Below are 19,978 nucleotides of genomic sequence, written 5' to 3' on the forward strand. Positions count from 1 at the left end.
ATCGAACCCCTGCTAGAACGAGTCGAGTTGGGCGTCCACGTCCTCGAACCGGTCGACGGTCGGACGTTCGATCAGCGATCCCTTGATCGCCACCAACCGCGGCTCGGTGAGGGTACGGAACCCGTCCAGGGGATTCGCGTCGAGGACGACGAGATCGGCGGATCTGCCGGGCTCGATCGAACCCGTCTCCTCGGATATGCCGAGGATCCGCGCGTTGGTCGCCGTTGCCGCGTTGAGGGCCTGTGCCGGGGTCAGTCCGCCGAAACGCACCGCATAGTCCATCTCCCGCCAGGTGTTGTAGTGGGTGGCATAGGTCAGGGCCGAGTCGGTGCCCATTCCCAGAGTGATGTCATGGGCCAGCGCATCGTGGATTCCCTGGAGCATGTCGATGTAGATCATCTCCGCGTTCGCCCGGACGATGTGGTTGATGCCGGTTGTGCTGGGGTCGAGCTTGACCAACGGCAGACAGGCCATCAGGGTCGGGATCAGTGCGGACGTACCGTGCAGCGATCGCGGATTGTCCTTGAAGAGTCCGATCATCTCCTCGGTCATGCCGACGCCGTGTTCGATCGTGTCCACACCCGCCCGCAGCGCACGGGTGACGCCCTCCTGGCTCTGGGCATGGGCTGCGACCAGCACGTCGGCGTTGTGTGCCTCCTCGCAGATCGCGGTCATCTCCTCCTCGGTCATCTGCGGACGACCGGCCTCGCCGATCGACCGAGCATCGGTCACGCCACCGGTGGCTGAGATCTTGATCGCCGTCGCACCCCGGCGCAGGTTGGCGCGGACGTTCGCACGCGCGGCCCACGGAGAGTCGCTGATCACCGCGATCTGCGGTGCTCCGTGACCACCGGTCACGGCCAGCAACGGGCCGGAGGCGATGATCCTGGGACCGAGATAGTCTCCGCGGTCGATCTCGGCGGCTACCGCAACCACCTCGTACCGGACGTCGCCGACACTGCGCACAGTGGTCACACCGGAGTTGAGCTGGGTGATCGCATTCGCTCTGGTACGCCGCTTGAAGATCAACTGGCCCAGCGGGCTGTGCCCGACCTTGGCGACGATCCCTTCGACCGATTCGTTCAGCAGGATCGCCGGCATCGGCCGGCCGTCGGCGAACAGGTGCGCGTGGGCGTTGATCAGGCCCGGGATGATGAAGCGGTGCGTCTGGTCGATGATCCGATAGCCGGGCGGGACCGGGCAGTCTGCCGCCGGTGCGACCTTCTCGATCCGACCCGCCGCACCCACCAGGATCGTGTGATCAACAAGCACGGTTCCGGCAGCATCCCCGGTAACGATGGCGACATGGGTCAACGCGAACTGCTCGGCCATGGTCATTCTCCTCGAGTCGGCCTTTCCCGGTGCCAGGAGTTCACGCCGGTGTTGCTGGGCCGGTGATCAGTTGTGCGGTGACCGCCGCCGGCTGACCAGGACCGTTGACCTATTCGACCGCACCCCGCCCGCCGGCGCAAGACCTCCGACGACTACGGTTGTTGAGGTGTTCACAACCCGACCGGAACTCGCCGGAACCTTCGGCATGGTGACCAGCACGCACTGGCTGGCAAGTCAATCAGGGATGGCGGTTCTCGAGGCCGGCGGCAACGCGTTCGACGCGGCGGTGGCCACCGGCTTCGTACTTCAGGTGGTCGAGCCCCATCTGAACGGCCCCGGCGGCGATCTGCCGTTGATCCTGAAACGCGTTGATCATGAACCCGAGGTGCTCTGTGGTCAGGGCGGCGCACCGGCCGGCGCAACGATCGAGCACTTCCGTGATCTCGGCCTGGCCACCGTTCCCGGTACGGGTCTGCTGGCGGCGGCGGTGCCCGGGTCCTCGGTCGCCTGGCTGACCCTGCTGCGTGATCACGGAACGATGTGGCCGGCGGACATCCTCAAGTACGCGATCCACTACGCCGAATCCGGTCACCCGGTCGTCGAGCGCGTAGCGGCCCTGATCAGCAAGATGGCCGACTACTTCCGCACCTACTGGCCGACGTCTGCGCAGACCTGGCTGCCGGCGCCGAGGCCCGGACAGTTGCAGACCAACCCCGTGCTGGCCCGCACCTACTCCCGGCTCGTCCAGGAATCCCAACGGGCCGACACCCGCGAGGCGGCCTGTGACCGCGCGATCAGGGCGTGGTCGGAGGGCTTCGTCGCCGAGGCGATCGACGCTTTCGCCAAGCGTCCGATGATGGACAGCTCCGGCACGGAACACACCGGCGTGATCACCGGCTCCGATCTTGCGAACTGGCGGCCGTCGTACGAGCAGCCGATGAGCCTGTCGTGGCGCGACAACACCATCTACAAGGCGGCAGGGTGGGCGCAGAGCCCGGTCTTCTTGGAGACGCTGGCGATCATGGACCCGCTGCTGGATGCGCGGTTCGGTTCCGACAAGAACTGGAAGGGCTTCGGTGCCGACCAGATCCATCTTGTCGTCGAGGCACAGAAACTCGCCTTCGCCGACCGCGACGCCTGGTTCGGCGATGCGCCCGATCATCAGGATCTCGCCGGTCTGCTCGACCCTGCCTACCTGGCCAGCCGTCGGTCCTTGATCAGCGAGACCGCGTCGCTCGACCTCCGGCCCGGCCGGCTGAACGGACTGGATCCACGGTTGCCCGACCTCTCCGTGGTGACCGCGCCGGTCGAGGACGCGAGCAGCGGCGAGCCGACGGTGCAGCGGGACGGTCGCACCAAGGGCGACACCTGCCACATGGACGTGGTGGACCGCTGGGGCAACGTGGTGTCGGCAACCCCGAGTGGCGGCTGGCTGCATTCCTCGCCGACCGTTCCTGATCTTGGATTCTGCCTCGGCACCCGGCTGCAGATGGTCTGGCTCGAACCGGGGCTTCCGTCATCACTGGTTCCGGGGCGTCGTCCGCGTACCACGCTGAGCCCGGGCATGGCCGTTGCCCAGGACGGCACCGTCACCGGCTTCGGTACCCCGGGTGGTGATCAACAGGATCAGTGGGCGATGGTCTTCTGGCTGGCGCACACCCTGGGCGGGATGAATCTGCAGGCGGCGATCGATCAGCCGACGTTCAACATCAAGTCGATGATCTCCAGCTTCGAGCCGCGGGTGCCCGAGCCCGGCGTCGTCGAGGTCGAAGGCCGGTTCGGCGCGGACGTGATCGCCGATCTGCAGCGGCGCGGTCACACGGTCACGGTGACCGGTGACTGGTCGTTGTCGCGGATGACCGCGGCGTCGTACGACCCGAACACGGGCGTGCTGAAGGCCGGCGCGAACCCGCGAGGCATGCAGGGCTACGCCGTCGGACGCTAGTCAGGTCCGCCCGATCGGTCAGGAACGTGGGGTGCGAGCGACGAGGCCGGCGTAGGCGAAGCCACCGCCGAAGGCGAAGAGCAGGAACGGTGTGTCCTCCGGCAGTTCGCCCGCCTGCCACATCTTGGCGAAGGCCAGCGGGATCGAGGCCGCCGAGGTGTTGCCCGAGGTGACCACGTCGGTGGCGACGATCTTGTCGGCCATCCCGAGCTGGCGGGCCAGCGGCTCGATGATCCGCAGGTTGGCCTGGTGGCTGAACAGACCGCCGAGCTCGTCGATCCGGTAGCCGGCGTTGGTGACCGACTTCGCCGCGTAACCCGCGGCCTCGGCGATCGCCCACTTGAAGACCGACTTGCCGTCCTGGCTGAAGGTGTTGGTCGGTGGTTCGATGACCACGGCGTCGGCCAGATCCGGTTCGGTCCCCCAGGTCACCGGGCTGATCCCCGGTCGGGCGCTGCGCCGGATGACCAAGGCCGCGGCGGCATCGGCAACCAGGATGCAGGTGCTGCGGTCGGTCCAGTCGGTGACCGCGCTGAGCTTCTCCGAGGCGATGACCAGGGCGGTGGTCGCCGTGCCCGCCTTGATCGCCTGGTCGGCGATCGCCAGGGCGTGGACGTAGCCGGAGCAGGCGACGTTGATGTCGATGGCGACCGGAGAGGGTGCCTGCAGGTCCTGGGCGACCCGGCCGGCCGTGTTGGGGGAGCGCTGCTCGGAGGTGACCGTGGCGACGACGATGAGATCGATCGCGGACGCGTCGATGCGGGCGTTGGCCAGGGCGTCCCGCGCGGCGGCGGTGGCCATCATCGGCACCGTCTCCTCAGCCGAGGCGATCCGCCGCTCGCGAATCCCGGTCCGCTGCCGGATCCACTCGTCGTTGGTGTCGACCATTTCCTCCAGGTCATGGTTGGTCAGCACCTTGGCGGGCTGGTAATAGCCGGCCCCGATGATCTCGGAACCACGCCGTTGGCCTGTCGTGTCGTCGGTCACAGGGCGAAGTTTAGCGCACGACCGTTCTCTAAAAAGGCGGCTGAGCTAATCTTAGGAGCGTGAGTCCTCGACGCTCGGCGGCCCAGGCGCTGCAGACCCGGCATCTGATCGTTGCTGCCGGTGTGGACATTGCGTCCACCGAGGGTTTGGACGCTATCACGCTGGGTCGGCTCGCCGAAGAACTGTCGATGAGCAAGTCGGGGGTGATCGGCCACTTCGGCAGCAAACTCGATCTGCAGCTCGGCGTCGTCGCGGAGGCCGTACGCATCTACCGCCGGGAGGTCATCCTGCCCGCGGCCCACGCCGCCGCCGGGCTGCCGCGACTGCGCAAACTCGTCGAGGCCTGGATCTCGCACCTGGAACGCGGTGTCTTTCCCGGTGGCTGCTTCTTCACCCAGGTGACAACCGATTACGACAGCCGTCGCGGCCCGCTGCACGACGTCGCCCGGCAGCTCACCGACAATTGGCGGACCTATCTCGGGGAGCAGATCGAGGTGGCGATCTCCGACGGGTCGTTCGCCGCCGACGTGGATTCCGATCAGGTCATCTTCGAAGCCACCGGGTTGATGCTGTCGCTGAACCATGCCATGCAACTCGACCTGGATCCGAAGGCGATCCAGCATGCGCGGGCGGGGTTCGAGCGGCTGATCGACGGCTGCCTTGCCGGGCGTAACGTCCCTGGAGCGGGTACACAGGACGTGTGAAACAAGTGCGTACCAGTCGGGTGAGTCAGTTCGTCCGCCGATTGCTGGAGATCGGTCTTGACGGCCGAGGGCCGTTCGGCACCGCAGCGGATCTCGGCCGAAAGGTCAGATCCCATTCCCGCAGCGACGGCGAGGCGATCCGGAGGATCCGCCGGCAGTTCGTCTTCGGCGGTGGGGTCGGCGGCTTCGCCACCGGTCTCGGCGGGTTCGTGACCATGCCGGTGGCGATCCCGGTCAACGTGCTCGAGTTCTATCTCCAGGCGATCCGGATGGTCGGCGCCATAGCGACGGTCCGCGGTCACGACACCAGCGATCCGAACGTCAGGACCGCGGTGTTGGTGACGCTGACCGGCTCCCGCGCCGACGACATCCTCAGGAAGGCGGGTGTGGTGTCGGCGACCGGCACGTTGACCAACATCGCCCTGAAGCGGCTGCCGCCGGAGGCGCTGATGTTGATCAACAAGGGGGTCGGCATGCAGCTGCTCAAGTCGCTCGGCGAACGCACACTGACCAAGCTCGGCCGGGCGGTGCCGGTGGCCGGCGGAGTGATCGGCGGCGGTGTTGACATGTGGATGATGCGCCGCATCGCCGACCAGGCGAAGAAGTCGTTCCCGCCGATCCGTGGTGGTTCCTGACCATGGTCAGGATCGCCCGGCGTGATCAGGTGGCATCCCACAGGCGCCGGTAGTAGTCGATCCGGCCCTGATCCCGATCGATGCCGTACGCCTCGAGCAGCGCGTCCTCGTACCGCGGATCGTAGTTCCAGTCGATCGCGTAGGTGGCGATCGCCAGATCGGCCCACCGGTCGGCGATCCCGAGACTGCCGAAATCGACATGCCCGGTGAAAACGCCGTCCGGCCCGATCAGGGTGTTCGGCGAGCATGCGTCGCCATGGCAGACGACCAACAGGTCGGTCGGAGGCTGTCCGGCGATCAGTTCGGCTCGCTGCCGCGGTTCCGTGATCAACTCTGCGCGAGCGTCGACCTCCCAGCTCCACGGACAGTCCTGCACCGGTAGCCGATCATGTAAGGTGCGCAGGCCGGTGCCGACGGCGCGCGCGGCAATCTCGGGCCGGTCCTTCCACTCCGGTGCGATCGCCGTCGTTCCGGGAATGCCTCGGGTGTGCAACCAGGCCGACCTCGCGGAGTCTCGGCCGTGCCCGATCACCGGCGGCACCGTGATGTACCGGCCGGCCCATCGGAGTTTCGTCGCCTCGAGTTCAAGATCGATCTCCGGATGATCGGGACACCATTTGACGAACTCGGCGCCGCCCGGTCGATCGACCCGGAAGGTCCGGCCGCCCAGTTCGTTGGTCCACACCAGGACTATCTGCGCACCGGCAGCCAGTTCGGCGACGATCGCCGGCACCTGATCGGGCTCGACGGGATCGTCGTACAGCTCCGAGCTCGGCTCTCCACCGACCGGAACAGACGCCACGATCACTGCGGCATCGCGTCAGTCGACCGAGACGGTCAGCAACACCACGGTGTCGGTGACCGCACGCAGGGAATGCCGTTGGTGCGGGATGGCGATCAAGGTCCCGGCGTCCAACTGCCATTCCCGATCACCGGCCACCAGCACCGCTTCACCACTGATCAACTGCAGCGAGGCAGCGGCGGGGGAGAGGTGTTCGGACAACTCACTCGAGCCCGCAAGGGCGATCATGGTGACGCGCTGGGCGCTACCGCCGATCAAGGTCCGGGCTGCGCGCCGGGCCGGTGCCTGTCGCGCCTCGTCCAGCAGTTCGGCGGCATGGTCGGCGAGCCGTACGGCCTGGCGCTGGGCGGCATGCTCGGTGCTCATGGGCCAAGCATGTCATACCGGGAATCCTCAGAGCGGAATGTTGGTGTGCCGGCCTCGTACGCCGGTGTCGGCGTCGCGGATGGCAGCTGCGATGGCCGACCGGGTGTGCGCGGGCTCGACGATCTGGTCGACGACCCCGAGCTCCACCGCCTTCTCGACACCACCGGCGAGCCGCTCGTGCTCAGCGGCCAGTTCCGCCTCCAGCTGTGGCCGAAGGTCCTCGGGCGCACCGGCGAGTTTGCGGCGGTGCAGGATCCGGATCGCCGCGACCGAGCCCATCACCGCAACCTGCGCTCCCGGCCAGGCGAACACTCTGGTGGCGCCGAGCGACCTGGCGTTCATCGCGATGTAGGCGCCGCCGTAGGCCTTCCGGGTGATCAAGGTGACCCGCGGCACGGTCGCCTCGCTGAAGGCGTGCAGCAGCTTCGCACCCCGCCGGACGACCCCGTCCCACTCCTGCCCGACACCCGGCAGGTAGCCGGGAACGTCGACCAGCACGACCAACGGCACACCGAACGCATCGCACATCCGGACGAACCGGGCCGCCTTCTCGGCGCTGAGCGAGTCAAGGCAGCCGCCGAGCCGGAGCGGATTGTTGGCGATCACACCGACGGTCCGGCCGGCGAGCCGACCGAAGGCGATGGTGATGTTCGGCGCCCAACGGGCGTGCAACTCGATCATGGTGTCGTCGTCCAACAGCGACTCCACCAGGGGATGGACGTCGTAGGCGCGCTTGGTCGAATCCGGCAACAGCGCACCAAGATCGTCGTCATCCGGCGATGCCGCGACCCGACCTCGATCGGCGAGCAGGCCGACCAGTCGCCGGCCCCGGTCCAGCGCGTCCGCCTCGTCATCGGCAACCACGTGCACCACACCGGACCGGCGACCGTGGGTGTCCGGGCCGCCGAGACGCAGCATGTTGACATCCTCACCGGTCACCGACCGGACCACGTCCGGTCCGGTGACGAAGATCCGCCCTTCCGGCCCGAGGATGACGACGTCGGTCAGTGCCGGCCCATATGCCGCCCCGCCTGCCGCCGGGCCGAGCACGATCGAGATCTGGGGGATCCTGCCCGACGCCTGGGTCATCGCATGGAAGATCCGGCCGACGCCGTCCAGGGACCGCACACCCTCCTGCAGCCGGGCACCTCCGGCATGCCAGATGCCGATGATCGGAAGATTCTCGGCCAGGGCCCGCTGGTAGGCCTCGACGACGGCCGCGCATCCGTCGGAGCCCATCGCGCCGCCGGACATCGTCGCGTCCGAACAGAACGCGACGACCTTGTTTCCGTCGATCGCGCCGGTTGCGGCGAGCATGCCCGACCCGTCGTCATCGGTGATCAGCTCGACGCTGCCGACATCGAGCAGGGCAGCCAACCGGCGCCTCGGATTACGCGGGTCCAGTTCCCGGGGGAGCTTTTCGGAGACCTTCTGTTCGACCGCCTGCGGCTGTTGCACTGCCGTGCTCATGTCAGGCTCCTGTCGGCTGGGGTGATGATCTATGAGTGAGTGGCGTACTTGTTGGTGAAGGCGACTGCCACGTTGTGGCCGCCGAATCCGAACGAGTTGTTGATGCCGGCCAGATCACCGGCCGGAAGATCACGAGCCGTTGTTGCGATGTCGATGCCGAGGCCGGGCTCGGGATCGTCCAGGTTGATGGTCGGCGGAACCACCCGGTGATACAGGGCCAGCAGCGTTGCCATCGACTCCAGGGCACCCGCGCCGCCGAGCAGGTGGCCGGTCATCGACTTGGTCGAGGTGACGATCGCCTGTGTGTCCTCGCCGAGGGCGTACCTGATCGACGTCGCCTCGGCCGGGTCCCCGGTCGGCGTCGAGGTCGCGTGGGCGTTGACGTGCACGATGTCGCCGGGGGCAAGATCGGCCTCGGTGAGGGCGATCTTCATCGCCCGGCCCTGGCTCAGACCGCTGGGATCGGGTTGCACGATGTCGAAGGCGTCGGAGGTGGTGCCCGCGCCGGCGAGTTCGCCGTAGATCCGCGCCCCTCGCGCCCGGGCATGTTCCAGGGACTCCAGGACGAGAACGGTCGCTCCCTCCGCCAGCACGAAGCCGTCCCGGCCCCTGTCGAACGGTCGGGAGGCGAGTTCGGGCTCTTCGTTGCGGCGGCTGGTGGCCTGCATCTGGCTGAAGGCGTTGATCGGCAGCGGGTGGATCACCGACTCCGACCCGCCGGCGACGACGACATCGGCCCGGCCGAGCCGGATGAGGTCGAGTCCGAGAGCGATCGCCTCGTTGCTCGTCGCGCAGGCCGAGATCGGTGTGTGGGCCCCCGCCTGGGCCCCGATCCGCAGGCTGACCTGGGCCGACGCGGCGTTACCCATCAGCATCGGTACGGTCAGCGGGCTGACCCGGCGGCCGCCCTTCTCCTTCTGGATGTCCCATTGGCCCAGCAGGGTGTGCATGCCGCCGATGCCGGTGCCGATGCTGGTCGCCAGGCGTTCCCGGTCGACCTGGTTGTCCTCGCCGAAGCCGAACCCGGCGTTCTGCCAGGCCTCGTTCGCGGCGATGATCGCCAGCTGGGCGAATCGGTCGAGCCGTCTGGCCTCGACCCGAGGAAGTACCTCGGCCGGATCGACGACCAACTGGCCGGCGATCCGGGCCGGAAGTTCGGCCGCCCAATCGGCTTCGATGGCCCGGACGCCGGACTTGCCGGCGACCATGTTGGACCAGGTGGACTCCACATCGCCGCCCAACGGCGTGGTGGCTCCGAGACCGGTGACAACGACTGGCGTCCGGGACATCAGGATGTGCTCCTCAGGTAGGCGCAGAGACGGGAGTGATCAGGCGGCGGCGCGCTCGATGTAGGCGACGGCGTCACCGACGGTCTTGAGGTTCTTCGCCTCTTCGTCGGGGATGCTGACGCCGAACTTCTCCTCGGCGGCGTAGATGATCTCGACCATCGAGAGCGAGTCGACGTCGAGATCGTCGGTGAACGACTTGTCCAGCTGCACGTCGTCGGCCGGTACCCCGGCGACCTCGTTGACGATCTCGGCAAGGTCGCTGCGGATCTCTTCGGTGGTTGCCATCTGGCTGGTTCTCCTAGGGTTTGCGATCGAGCACGGTGCGTCGATCTTGGGTTGTGCTCCCGGGCCGTGCTCCCGGGAATCGGGCGGTCAGGCGGCGGGCGGTCAGCGGCCGATTTCGGTCGCATCGGTTGTTTCGACCATCGGATGCAATCTGAGCAGCGGCTGGCCAGGTGAAACCGGATCGCCGTCCTCGGCCAGCCATTCGACCACGATGCCGCCGTGCGGGGCGGTCACCGGGATCTCGTCACGCAGGTTCTTCACGGCACCGACGGTGCTCAGGTCGGGCAGGACCGTGCCGGCGGGCAGATCATCGGTGCGGGTGAACTGTCCCTTGCCCGGCGAGACGATCAGCCGCCAGGTCGGGTTGCTGGCGATCGGAGCGCTGTTGCCGGTGTCGGCGTGCTTGCGGACGAACTCCGACGCATCGGGCAGCTGGTCCGGATTGTTCAATGCGAACACCTCGACACCCTTGAGATTGCGCTTGGCGATACCGGTGAGGGTGCCGGCGGGCGGCATCTCCAGCAGTCCGGTCACTCCGAGATCGGCCATCGTCGCCATGCACAGGTCCCAGCGGACCGGCGAGGAGACCTGACGCACGATCCGGCGCAGCACTTCGGCTCCGTCGTGGACGACCTGGCCGTCAGCGTTGGACAGCAGCCGGGTCCGCGGGTCATGCGTACTGATGGCCCGGGACAGTCGGTCCAGGTGGCTGACGGCCGGGGCCATGTACTCGGTGTGGAAGGCTCCGGCCACGCTCAGCTCGATGAGCCGGGCGCGCGCCGGTGGATCGGCGGCGAGGGCCGCGAGTCGGTCCGTTGTTCCGGCGGCGACGACCTGGCCACGGCCGTTGTTGTTCGCGGCGGTCAACCCGTGCTCTTCGATCTTGGCCAGCACCTCGGCGGGATCGCCGCCGACCACCGCGGTCATCGACGCCGGAGTCGCCGCGCTGGCCTCCGCCATCGCCCGGCCCCGCTCGCGGACCAGCACCATGGCCTGTTCGGCGGTCAGCACGCCGACGCCCGCGGCGGCGGTGAGTTCGCCGACGGAGTGTCCGGCGGCGACGCCGATCTGGGTGAAAGCATCGGCCGGATGGGGGAACAGCTCGAGCGCCGCCAGCAGGCCGGCCGAGACCAGCAACGGCTGGGCGACAGCGGTGTCCCGGATGGTGTCGGCATCGGCGTCGGTGCCGTAGTGCTCGAGATCGAGGCTGCTCACCGCGGACAACCAGGCGAGTCGCTCGGCGAAGGAGGACTCAGCGATCCACGGTTTCAGGAAACCGGGGGTCTGGGCACCCTGTCCGGGCGCGACAACGGCGAGCACGACACCAACTCTGTCGCGCCGGGCACCGTTTAGTCGTGCAGCGACACAACGAAACTCGTGTCCCCGTCTTGTGGGAACCGTACAAACACCCGGCTGAGATGTCCGGTGTCATATTCGGACCTGGTTGGACGAAGCCGCAGGAATTCCTGACACCACAGCGGCCGGGCCGACGGGTCGACGATGCAAGCCGCCGTTCAGTCGCGCGGGACTACCCGCGTGGGGTCTCCCGACCGTCGGGCAACAAGCGGCCAAGCGTCAACGCCATCCGGAGGACATAGGCGTCCCGGGCATCGGTCGGGCTGTACCCAGTGACCTCCTGGATCCGCTTCAACCGGTACCGCACCGTGTTGGCATGGACGAACAGCGCCCGGGCCGTGGCCTCCACGCTGCTGTTGTTGTCCAGGAAGACGACCAGCGTCTCCAGCAGGCCACTGCCGGTCTGGGCCAGCGGGCCGTAGACCGTACGAGCGAGTGCCCGGCGGGCATGGCCGTCACCGGACAATGCTCGTTCCGGCAGCAGGTCGTCGGCCAGGACCGGGCGAGGAGCGTTCGGCCAGCCGACCGCAGCGCGATAACCGGACAACGCGGCGCGGGTGGACTGGGCGGCGTCGGCGAGATGGTCCACCGCGGGGCCGATGACGATCGGACCGGGGCCGAACGTTCCGAGGAAGCGGCGGACGACGGTGAGGGCCGCTTCCGGATCGGCCACCTTCTCACCACCCAGTACGACCAGCAACCGGTCGCCCTGGACGGCGCCGAGCATGTCCACCCCTGCCTTGGCGCACTCGTGCCGGATGCTCTCGATCGCGACGCTGGGCTCATCCTTCGGCTCCGCGCCGACGACGACAACGACGTCGGCCGAGGAGCGCCACCCCAGGGCCGATGCCCGGGACAGCACGGTCTCGTCGGTCTCGCCGCGGATCACCGCATCGGCGACCAGAGCCTCCAGCCGCGCGTCCCAGGCGCCGCGCAGTTCGGCGGCACGGGCGTAGATCTCGGCCGCGGTGAACGCGACCTCCCGGCTGTACTGGACGATCGCCGCCTGCAGAACGGGCCGGTCGTTGCGCGGCATCAGTTCGTCGATCTGCTTCTCGGCGACCTCGATCGTGGTCCGGACCAGTTCGACGGTCTGATAGAGCGAGATCCTGCGGGCGAGTTCTCGGGGGGCGGATCCGAACACGTCGGCCGTCGACGGCCGGGTCGGTTCCGGATTGGCGAACCACTGGACGAAACCGTCGATACCTGCCTGCGCGACCAGGGTGATCCACGAGCGGTGTTTGGCATCGAGTTCGGCGAACCAGGGGTGGCGTACCTCCATCTCGGCCACCGCCGCCGTGGTCATCTCCCCCGACACCTCGGCCATCCGCTTGGCCATCGCTGCACGGGCCTTCGGCGACGGCAGCAACGACCGGCTGATGCCGCGTGGAGATGCCGCCATGCGTCGCAGCGTATTCCACGGCGCGCGGCCGGGGCCGCCGCGCCCCTATTCGCCGCGCCCCTCTTCTCGCAAGGTCAAAGTTTGACCGTGCGGCTGCGACACGCCGATCGGCCGGTACACACGGTCAAACTTTGAGCTTCGGACCGACGGGGCGGATCGGGCCGACGGGGCGGATCGGGCCGACGGGGCGGATCGGGCCGACGGGGATCGGGGCCGACGGGTTTGATCGGACTGAGGGGTGGATCCGGCGCGGTGGTTAGGGTTAGCGTCGCGCATCGGTGGAGTCGGCGGGAGGCGAGTGTGACGGATCCGGGTACCGGCAGCATCGGCACCGATGATCATCCCGACGCAGCGTCCGCGCTGCGGGAGATCGGCTTCTGGCTCGAGCGGTCCCGGGCCGAGACGCCCCGGGTACGCGCCTACCGGCGGGCAGCCGACGTGATCGACGGGCTGGACCAGGCCGAGCGCGATGATCATCGGGCTCGGCAGAGCTGGGCCGAGTTGCCCGGGATCGGGCCGAAGACGGCGAAGGTGGTCATCGAGGCCGAGTCGGGCCGGTTGCCGGAGACTTTGGCAAGACTTCGCTCCGAGGCCGTACCGCTGGCCACCGGCGGTGCGGAGCTGCGGCAGGCGCTGCGCGGCGATCTGCACGTACATTCCGACTGGTCCGACGGCGGCAGTCCGCTGGCCGAGACCATGATCACCGCCAGCGACCTCGGCCACGAGTACTGCGCGATCACCGACCACTCACCGCGGCTGAAGGTCGCCCGCGGGTTGTCCGCGGAACGGCTCCGCGAACAGATCGGCGTGGTCGGTGATCTCCGTCGGCGGCTGGCACCGTTCCGGATCCTGCAGGGGATCGAGGTGGACATCCTGTCCGACGGCAGCCTCGACCAGGAGAAGGGCCTGCTCGCCGAACTCGATGTTGTGGTTGCCAGCGTGCATTCCGAACTGCGCGCGGACTCGGAGTCGATGACCCACCGGATGGTCGCCGCCATCGCCAATCCCCGGGTCAATGTGCTCGGTCACTGCACCGGGCGGTTGATCACCGGTGGTCGGGGCACCCGACCGGAATCGGTGTTCGACGCCGAGGTGGTGTTCGAGGCCTGCCGGCAGTTCAACACCGCGGTGGAGATCAACTCCCGGCCGGAACGACGCGACCCGCCGTCCCGGCTGATGCAGCTGGCGTACGACATGGGGTGCCTGTTCTCGATCGACACCGACGCCCACGCGCCGGGCCAGCTGGACTTCCTCTCCTACGGCTGCGAGCGGGCGGCGAAGGTCGGCATCGAGCCCGAGCGGATCATCAACACCTGGCCCGCCGAACGCCTGCTGCAGTGGTGCAATCCCTGATCCCGGGCGGACCGGTCGGGACCGGAGAAGTCGGTCGAGACGCTGGCCGGGATCAGGGCACCCCTGCTGCGGATCAGGCGCCCGCGCCCTCCTGGTGGACGCCCGCAGTTGCTGTCGGGTCGTTCAACTCGTACTTCTTGAACGCGACCGCGACGGCATGCGGGTCGTACTTGCCGTCCCGGGCCAATGCCGCAAGGGTCGCCACGACAATCGACTGCGCGTCGACCAGGAAGTAGCGACGGGCACCTGCCCGGGTGTCGGCGATGCCGAAACCGTCGGCGCCCAGCGAGAACCACGGGTTCGGCACCCAACCCTGGATCTGGTCCTGCACGGCGTGCATGTAGTCGCTGACCGCCACCACCGGGCCTCCGGTGCCCTGCAGGGCCGTGGTCACGTACGGCACCCGCTGGTCCTCGCCCGGGTGAGTGAAGTTGTGCCGGTCGACCTCAAGCGCCTCCCGGCGAAGCTCGTTCCAGGAGGTCACCGACCAGACGTCGGCGGCCACCCCCCAGTCCTCGGCGAGGATCCGCTGGGCGTCGAGCGCGGACGGCATGGCAACGCCCGAGGCAAGGATCTGAGCGGTGGGATGGTCACCCTCGCGCTGGATCTCGGGGGCGTACCGGAAGCGGTACAGGCCCTTGAGGATCGCCTGGACGTCCAGATCATCCGGCGGACCGGGCTGGTTGACCGGCTCGTTGTAGACGGTGAGGTAGTAGATCAGGTCCTCCCCACCCGGATGCTCCTGGCTCTCGTAGCCGTACATCCGGCGCAGCCCGTCCTTGACGATCTGGGCGATCTCGAATCCGAACGCCGGGTCGTAGTGCACCACCCCCGGATTCGTCGAGGCGAGCAACGGAGAGTGGCCGTCGGCGTGCTGGGTGCCCTCACCGGTCAGCGTGGTACGGCCGGCGGTCGCGCCGATCAGGAAGCCGCGGGACATCTGGTCGGCAGCAGCCCAGATGAAGTCGCCGGTGCGCTGGAAGCCGAACATCGAATAGAAGATGTAGAACGGGATCATCGGCTCGCCATGGGTGGCGTACGCCGACCCGGCAGCGGTGAACGATCCCATCGCGCCGGCCTCGGAGATGCCCTCGTGCAGCAGCTGCCCGGTCGGACCCTCCTTCCAGGACAGCAGCAGCCTGCGGTCGACCGACTCGTAGTTCTGTTCGTGCGGGGAATAGATCTTGGCAGTCGGGAACATCGAGTCCATGCCGAAGGTGCGGAACTCGTCCGGAGCGATCGGCACGATCCGCTTGCCGATCTCCGGATCCTTCATCAGGTCCCGGAGCAACCGGACCAGCGCCTGGGTGGTGGCCACCTTCGCATTGCCGGCCGACTTCATCAGCGGCGTGTAGACCTCGTCGCCGGGCAGCTTGACGATCTTGGGCTTGGGCTTGCGTTCCGGCAGGTAGCCGCCGAGCTGCTTGCGCCGCTCGTGCATGTACCGCATCTCCGGGGAATCCTCACCCGGATGGAAGTACGGCGGGTTGTACGGATCGTCGAGTTGATCATCGGGAATCGGCAGGTAGAGCCGATCGCGGAACGCCTTCAGATCGTCGACCGTCAACTTCTTCATCTGGTGGGTCGCGTTGCGCGCCTCCAGCGCGTCGATCGTCCAGCCCTTGACCGTCTGGGCCAGGATCACCGTGGGCTGGCCGACGTGTTCGGTGGCCGCCTTGAACGCGGCGTACACCTTGCGGTAGTCGTGACCGCCGCGGCCGAGCCGGCGAAGATCCTCATCGGAGTAGTTCTCCACCATCCTCGCCAGGTCCGGGCTGTCGAAGAAATGCTCCCGGATGTAGGCGCCGGTCTCGGTCGAGTAGGTCTGGAACTGCCCGTCCGGGGTGGTGTTCATCTTGGTGACCAGCTTGCCGTCGACATCGGCGTGCAACAGCGGGTCCCAGTCCCGGCTCCACAGCACCTTGATCACGTTCCAGCCGGCGCCGAGGAAGACCGACTCGAGCTCCTGGACGATCTTGCCGCTGCCGCGGACGGGGCCGTCGAGCTGCTGCAGGTTGCAGTTGATCACCCAGGTCAGATTGTCCAGGCCCTCGCGGGCGGCGACCGTGATGCCGCCCAGGGACTCCGGCTCACCCATCTCGCCGTCACCCAGGAAGGCCCAGACCCGCTGCTGGGAGGTGTCCTTGATCCCGCGGTTGTGCAGATAGCGGTTGAACCGGGCCTGGTAGATCGAGTTCAGGCCGGTCAGGCCCATCGAAACGGTCGGGAACTCCCAGAAGTCGGGCATGATCCGCGGGTGCGGGTAGGAGGTCACCGACCGGCCCGGACCGCGGGAGGCATCCTGCCGGAAGCCGTCCAGGTGTTCGGTGGTCAGCCGGCCCTCGAGGAACGCGCGGGAATAGATGCCGGGGGAGGCGTGGCCCTGGAAGTAGACCTGGTCGCCGCCGCCCGGATGGGACTTGCCGCGGAAGAAGTGGTTGAAGCCGACCTCGTACAGGCTGGCGACACTCTGGTAGGTGGCGATGTGACCGCCGACCTCAAGACCCTTGCGGTTGGCCTTGGACACCATGATCGCGGCGTTCCAGCGGATGAAGGCACGGATCCTGCGCTCGAGGTGCTCGTCGCCGGGGAAGTCCGGTTCCATCTCGGTGGAGATGGTGTTGATGTACTCACTGCTGCGCAGCGCCGGCAGCCCCACCTGGCGCTCCCGTGCGCGATCCAGCAGTTTCAGCATGATGAACCGGGCACGGTGCTTGCCGTCGCCCTCGTGGCCGGCCGAATCCGCACTGTCCAACAGACCGTCGAGGGACTCAAGCCACTCCGCGGTCTCTTCCGGGTCGATGTCGGGGATCTGGCTCGGCAGACCTTCTGCTGTGATGGCGGGGCGCTTCCCGGGACTGGCCATCGAGGCTCCTTTTACGTGTTGGGCAGCGGGGTGTGCTGCCCCCAATTGTTCAAGCACCTGGTGAGCGTGGTTGTGCGCTGGTGTTCACCCTCCATCCTGTCACCTCGATTCACCCCCGTGCATGGGGTCCCGGGCAGCCGGTACAGGCGGGCCCCTAGCGTTACGAGAAAGCAACAGGCGCGCCGAGACTTTCCACCAAGCCTCAAGCTCTGGCAGTCTGGCGCATCATGACCCCGCCGGTGGCGGGAGAGGAGTGGAGGTGTTGTGAGCTCGACGGCACGGCCCGATGGTGCGGAATCGGCTGTCTCACGGCTCGGCTTCAAAGCCGGGCAGATCGTGCAGGAGTTGGGATGGGACGAAGATGTCGACAACGACCTGCGGCAGGCGATTGAGGATGCGATCGACGGAGAACTCGTCGAGGAGGCGATGGAGCCGGTCGATGTCGTCCTGCTGTGGTGGCGCGACGAGGACGGTGACATCACCGACGGCCTGGTCGACGCGGTCACCGATCTGAACGACACCGGCTACGTCTGGTTGCTGACCCCCAAGGTCGGCCGGGAGGGGTTCGTCGACGCCACCGACGTCAGTGAGGCCGCTGTCACCGCGGGCCTCGCCCTGACGACGACGGTGCCGATCACCGGGAGCTGGACCGCGAGCAAGCTGGTACCGCCACGCGGCCCGCGCCGTTGACCGGTGGGCCGTTGACCGGTGGCGGGTCGGTCGCCGTGGGTTCGCCGGCCCCGGATTTCGAGCTGCGCAACCAGCACGGAGAGACCGTTCGACTCAGTGAACTGCGTGGGTCACCGGTCGTGCTGGTCTTCTATCCGTACGCCTTCACCGGCGTTTGCAGCAGCGAGATGGCCGCCATCCAGGAGTCACTGGCGGATTTCTCCGCCGCCGGTGCCAGAGTGCTGGCCATCTCCACCGACACCATGTACGCCCTGCGGGTCTTCGCCGATCAGCTCGGGCTCGGCTTCGAGTTGCTCAGTGACTTCTGGCCGCACGGCGCGGTGGCGGCCTCCTACGGTGTCTTCGATCAGGAGCTGGGCTGCGCCGTCCGCGGATCATTCGTACTGGACGCCGACGGCACGGTCAGCTGGTCGGTGCGCAACGCGATCGGGTCCGCCCGGGACATCAGCGAGCATCTGGCCGCCGTCCCGACCTGAGCGCCGGCGGTCCGCCGACACCGGTCACCGTGTGCCCGGGCGAGAGCCGCCGAACACCGCGCGACACAATGGCAACATGCTGGCTTGCGTCATCGAAAGTGCGGGGAAACTCGCGGTGGTCCCCAAACCCGACCCCGAACCCGGTCCCGGCGAGGTTGCCGTCGACATCGTCTACGGCGGGATCTGCGGCTCCGACCTGCACTACTACCACGACGGCGCGGCCGGTGAGTTCGTGATCCGCGAACCGCTGGTGGTGGGCCACGAGGTGGTCGGCCGGGTCGGTGTCATCGGTGAGGGCGTCACCGGGATCGAGGTCGGCACCCCGGTCGCCGTCCATCCTGCGCAGGTCTGCGGCGAGTGCGAGGACTGCACGGCGGGGCGCCCGCAACTGTGCGCCTCGAGCCGCTATCTGGGGTCGGCCGCCCACTTTCCGCACATCCAGGGTGGCTTCACCCAGCGTCTGGTGGTCGGTGCCGGTCGTGCGGTTCCGTTGCCGGACGGCATGTCATTGCGCCGGGCCGCGCTCAGCGAGCCGTTCAGCGTCGCTTATCACGCCGTCCGCAGGGCGGGTGAGCTGACCGGCAGGTCGGTACTGGTCACCGGTGCCGGGCCGATCGGCTGCCTGGCAGTCGCCGCTGCTCGTGAGGCGGGTGCGGAGACCATCTATGCCTCCGACCTGACCGATTACGCACTGGCCCAGGCCAAGCAGATGGGCGCCGACGTCCTGCTCCGCGCCGATCACCCGGATGATCCGGCGTGGCCGGCCAAGGTCGATGTGGCGATCGAGGCCTCGGGGAGTGGCCCTGGGCTGAACACCTGTATCCGGACCGTGCGCCGCGCCGGCACCGTCGTCCAGGTCGGCATCCTGCCGCCCGGGATGACCTCGGTCCTGGGGAACGCCCTGGTGAACAAGGAGATCGAGCTGCTGGGCTCGTGGCGGTTCCACGACGAGTTCGCCGATGCGATCGGCATGCTGGCTGATCGGATCGATGCCGAGCCGCTGATCTCCCACGAGTTTCCACTGGCCGATGCCAGGGCCGCCTTCGACACCGCGAGCGACCGCACGACGGCCTGCAAGGTGCTGCTCCAGATCGCTGATCCCGAGGCCGTGGTGACCGGCTGATGCCACGGATCCGCGAACTTCCCGACGTCCCGGTGGTCCGCCGCCGGCCCCGCTGGGCCGAGGTGCGTCAGAACCTCAAGTTCCGCGGCGCCGGCCTCAATCCGGTCACCCGGCGGCTCGACGGGGCGCTGTCGATCGGCGATCTGCGTCGGGCTGCCCGGCGCACCACACCACGGTCGGTCTTCGACTACGTCGACGGCGCGGCGGAGGACGAGATCACCGCCGACCGCAACGTTCAGGCGTACCGAAGCCTGATCTTCCATCCGGACGGGCTGCGGTCGGTCGACAACCCCGACACCTCCGTCGAACTGTTCGGTCGCCGGCTGCCGATCCCGATGGGCTTCGCCCCGACCGGCTACACCCGGATGATGCATCATCACGGCGAGGCGGCAGTCGCCCGGGTGGCCCAGCATTTCGGGGTGCCCTACGCGTTGTCAACGGTCGGCACGACGACGGTCGAGGCTGTCCGTGCGGCGGCGCCCGAGGTCGACCTGTGGTTCCAGCTGTATCCGACCTCGCCGGAGATCAACGAGCAACTGATCCAGCGGGCGCGCGGTGCCGGCTGCTCGACGCTGGTGCTGACCTGCGACACCGCCGTCTCCGGCTACCGTCGCAAGGACGATCGCAACGGGCTGACCATTCCTCCGTCGCTTCGCCCGTCGACGTTCCTGGACATGGCGCGCTTCCCGTACTGGTGGATCAACAAGCTGACCACCGAGCAGGTCGACTTCGCCTCGCTGACCTCGCTGCGCGGCAAGTACGACTTCAACCAGATCGCCAGCAGAATCTTCGATCCGTCGGTGGGGCTGGACAATCTCGGCTGGATCCGGGAGCGGTGGCCCGGGAACCTGCTGGTCAAGGGGATCCTGTCGGTGCCATCGGCCCGGGAGGCGATCG

General features: G+C 67.9%; 17 protein-coding genes and 1 pseudogene. 8 read left to right on the top strand and 10 right to left on the bottom strand.

Annotated elements, in window-relative coordinates:
* Positions 1 to 12: 12 nt before the first annotated feature.
* The gene (locus GJV80_RS02420) at positions 13 to 1,332 is read right to left on the bottom strand and encodes an amidohydrolase family protein (RefSeq protein ID WP_154686546.1); all 1,320 of its coding nucleotides are present in this window, start codon (positions 1,330 to 1,332) and stop codon (positions 13 to 15) included.
* A gap of 166 nt (positions 1,333 to 1,498) precedes the next feature.
* On the opposite strand from GJV80_RS02420, the gene GJV80_RS02425 reads away from it, so the two are divergent.
* Positions 1,499 to 3,277, top strand: coding sequence for a gamma-glutamyltransferase family protein (locus tag GJV80_RS02425; protein WP_154686547.1), 1,779 nt, complete (start codon positions 1,499 to 1,501; stop codon positions 3,275 to 3,277).
* Between the two features lie 18 nt (positions 3,278 to 3,295).
* On the opposite strand, the gene GJV80_RS02430 is transcribed toward GJV80_RS02425, so the two are convergent.
* Positions 3,296 to 4,264 carry a beta-ketoacyl-ACP synthase 3 gene (locus GJV80_RS02430; protein WP_154686548.1) on the bottom strand — a complete coding sequence of 323 codons (969 nt, stop codon included), beginning with the start codon at positions 4,262 to 4,264 and terminating at the stop codon, positions 3,296 to 3,298.
* A gap of 59 nt (positions 4,265 to 4,323) precedes the next feature.
* Between GJV80_RS02430 and GJV80_RS02435 the strand changes: the two genes are divergently transcribed.
* Both GJV80_RS02435 and GJV80_RS02440 read left to right on the top strand, forming a co-directional pair.
* Positions 4,324 to 4,968 (top strand): TetR/AcrR family transcriptional regulator, encoded by a 645-nt coding sequence (locus tag GJV80_RS02435; protein ID WP_154686549.1) that lies wholly within the window; start codon positions 4,324 to 4,326, stop codon positions 4,966 to 4,968.
* Between the two features lie 20 nt (positions 4,969 to 4,988).
* Positions 4,989 to 5,603: an EcsC family protein gene (locus GJV80_RS02440; protein ID WP_154686550.1), complete on the top strand. Its 615-nt coding sequence runs from the start codon at positions 4,989 to 4,991 to the stop codon at positions 5,601 to 5,603.
* A gap of 25 nt (positions 5,604 to 5,628) precedes the next feature.
* Here the strand turns inward: GJV80_RS02440 and GJV80_RS02445 are convergent, their stop codons facing one another.
* From GJV80_RS02445 to GJV80_RS02475, 7 genes are all read right to left on the bottom strand, one after another.
* The gene (locus GJV80_RS02445) at positions 5,629 to 6,405 is read right to left on the bottom strand and encodes an aminoglycoside 3'-phosphotransferase (protein ID WP_230208051.1); all 777 of its coding nucleotides are present in this window, start codon (positions 6,403 to 6,405) and stop codon (positions 5,629 to 5,631) included.
* 18 nt (positions 6,406 to 6,423) lie between these two features.
* The gene (locus tag GJV80_RS02450; protein WP_154686551.1) at positions 6,424 to 6,771 is read right to left on the bottom strand and encodes a hypothetical protein; all 348 of its coding nucleotides are present in this window, start codon (positions 6,769 to 6,771) and stop codon (positions 6,424 to 6,426) included.
* A gap of 27 nt (positions 6,772 to 6,798) precedes the next feature.
* The gene (locus GJV80_RS02455; protein ID WP_154686552.1) at positions 6,799 to 8,241 is read right to left on the bottom strand and encodes an acyl-CoA carboxylase subunit beta; all 1,443 of its coding nucleotides are present in this window, start codon (positions 8,239 to 8,241) and stop codon (positions 6,799 to 6,801) included.
* Between the two features lie 29 nt (positions 8,242 to 8,270).
* Positions 8,271 to 9,530, bottom strand: a complete 1,260-nt coding sequence (locus GJV80_RS02460; protein WP_154686553.1) for a beta-ketoacyl synthase — start codon at positions 9,528 to 9,530, stop codon at positions 8,271 to 8,273.
* Between the two features lie 39 nt (positions 9,531 to 9,569).
* Positions 9,570 to 9,815: an acyl carrier protein gene (locus GJV80_RS02465; RefSeq protein WP_091528583.1), complete on the bottom strand. Its 246-nt coding sequence runs from the start codon at positions 9,813 to 9,815 to the stop codon at positions 9,570 to 9,572.
* A gap of 102 nt (positions 9,816 to 9,917) precedes the next feature.
* A complete protein-coding gene (locus tag GJV80_RS02470; RefSeq protein ID WP_154686554.1) occupies positions 9,918 to 11,135 on the bottom strand; it encodes an acyltransferase domain-containing protein in 1,218 nt (405 codons plus the stop codon).
* Positions 11,136 to 11,343: 208 nt separating this feature from the next.
* Positions 11,344 to 12,573 (bottom strand): CdaR family transcriptional regulator, encoded by a 1,230-nt coding sequence (locus tag GJV80_RS02475; protein ID WP_154686555.1) that lies wholly within the window; start codon positions 12,571 to 12,573, stop codon positions 11,344 to 11,346.
* Positions 12,574 to 12,873: 300 nt separating this feature from the next.
* Here GJV80_RS02475 and GJV80_RS02480 point away from each other — a divergent pair, with 300 nt between their 5' ends.
* Positions 12,874 to 13,926, top strand: coding sequence for a PHP domain-containing protein (locus GJV80_RS02480; RefSeq protein ID WP_230208484.1), 1,053 nt, complete (start codon positions 12,874 to 12,876; stop codon positions 13,924 to 13,926).
* Between the two features lie 73 nt (positions 13,927 to 13,999).
* On the opposite strand, the gene aceE is transcribed toward GJV80_RS02480, so the two are convergent.
* Positions 14,000 to 16,792, bottom strand: a complete 2,793-nt coding sequence (gene aceE / locus GJV80_RS02485) for a pyruvate dehydrogenase (acetyl-transferring), homodimeric type (RefSeq protein WP_154686556.1) — start codon at positions 16,790 to 16,792, stop codon at positions 14,000 to 14,002.
* A 264-nt stretch (positions 16,793 to 17,056) separates the two neighbouring features.
* Between aceE and GJV80_RS02490 the strand changes: the two genes are divergently transcribed.
* From GJV80_RS02490 to GJV80_RS02505, 4 genes and pseudogenes are all read left to right on the top strand, one after another.
* On the top strand, positions 17,057 to 17,482 hold the full coding sequence (locus tag GJV80_RS02490; protein WP_154686557.1) for a DUF3052 domain-containing protein: 426 nt from the start codon (positions 17,057 to 17,059) through the stop codon (positions 17,480 to 17,482).
* Between the two features lie 35 nt (positions 17,483 to 17,517).
* Positions 17,518 to 17,958 (top strand): peroxiredoxin, encoded by a 441-nt coding sequence (locus GJV80_RS02495; RefSeq protein WP_230208052.1) that lies wholly within the window; start codon positions 17,518 to 17,520, stop codon positions 17,956 to 17,958.
* A 76-nt stretch (positions 17,959 to 18,034) separates the two neighbouring features.
* Complete coding sequence (locus tag GJV80_RS02500) at positions 18,035 to 19,081, top strand: L-idonate 5-dehydrogenase (protein ID WP_154686559.1); 1,047 nt, start codon at positions 18,035 to 18,037, stop codon at positions 19,079 to 19,081.
* Positions 19,081 to 19,929 (top strand): annotated as a pseudogene (locus GJV80_RS02505) (alpha-hydroxy-acid oxidizing protein); the annotation flags it as partial. The gene GJV80_RS02500 and the pseudogene GJV80_RS02505, both read left to right, overlap by 1 nt.
* Positions 19,930 to 19,978: the final 49 nt, after the last annotated feature.

The organism is Microlunatus sp. Gsoil 973, assembly GCF_009707365.1.
Classification (GTDB): domain Bacteria; phylum Actinomycetota; class Actinomycetes; order Propionibacteriales; family Propionibacteriaceae; genus Microlunatus.

Excerpts from the sequence above, each read along its gene's own strand:
- GJV80_RS02420 (WP_154686546.1), bottom strand. The coding sequence starts at position 1,332 with ATGGCCGAGCAGTTCGCGTTGACCCATGTCGCCATCGTTACCGGGGAT.
- GJV80_RS02450 (WP_154686551.1), bottom strand. The coding sequence starts at position 6,771 with ATGAGCACCGAGCATGCCGCCCAGCGCCAGGCCGTACGGCTCGCCGAC.
- GJV80_RS02455 (WP_154686552.1), bottom strand. The coding sequence starts at position 8,241 with ATGAGCACGGCAGTGCAACAGCCGCAGGCGGTCGAACAGAAGGTCTCC.
- GJV80_RS02460 (WP_154686553.1), bottom strand. The coding sequence starts at position 9,530 with ATGTCCCGGACGCCAGTCGTTGTCACCGGTCTCGGAGCCACCACGCCG.
- GJV80_RS02465 (WP_091528583.1), bottom strand. The coding sequence starts at position 9,815 with ATGGCAACCACCGAAGAGATCCGCAGCGACCTTGCCGAGATCGTCAAC.
- GJV80_RS02475 (WP_154686555.1), bottom strand. The coding sequence starts at position 12,573 with ATGGCGGCATCTCCACGCGGCATCAGCCGGTCGTTGCTGCCGTCGCCG.
- aceE (WP_154686556.1), bottom strand. The coding sequence starts at position 16,792 with ATGGCCAGTCCCGGGAAGCGCCCCGCCATCACAGCAGAAGGTCTGCCG.
- GJV80_RS02500 (WP_154686559.1), top strand. The coding sequence starts at position 18,035 with ATGCTGGCTTGCGTCATCGAAAGTGCGGGGAAACTCGCGGTGGTCCCC.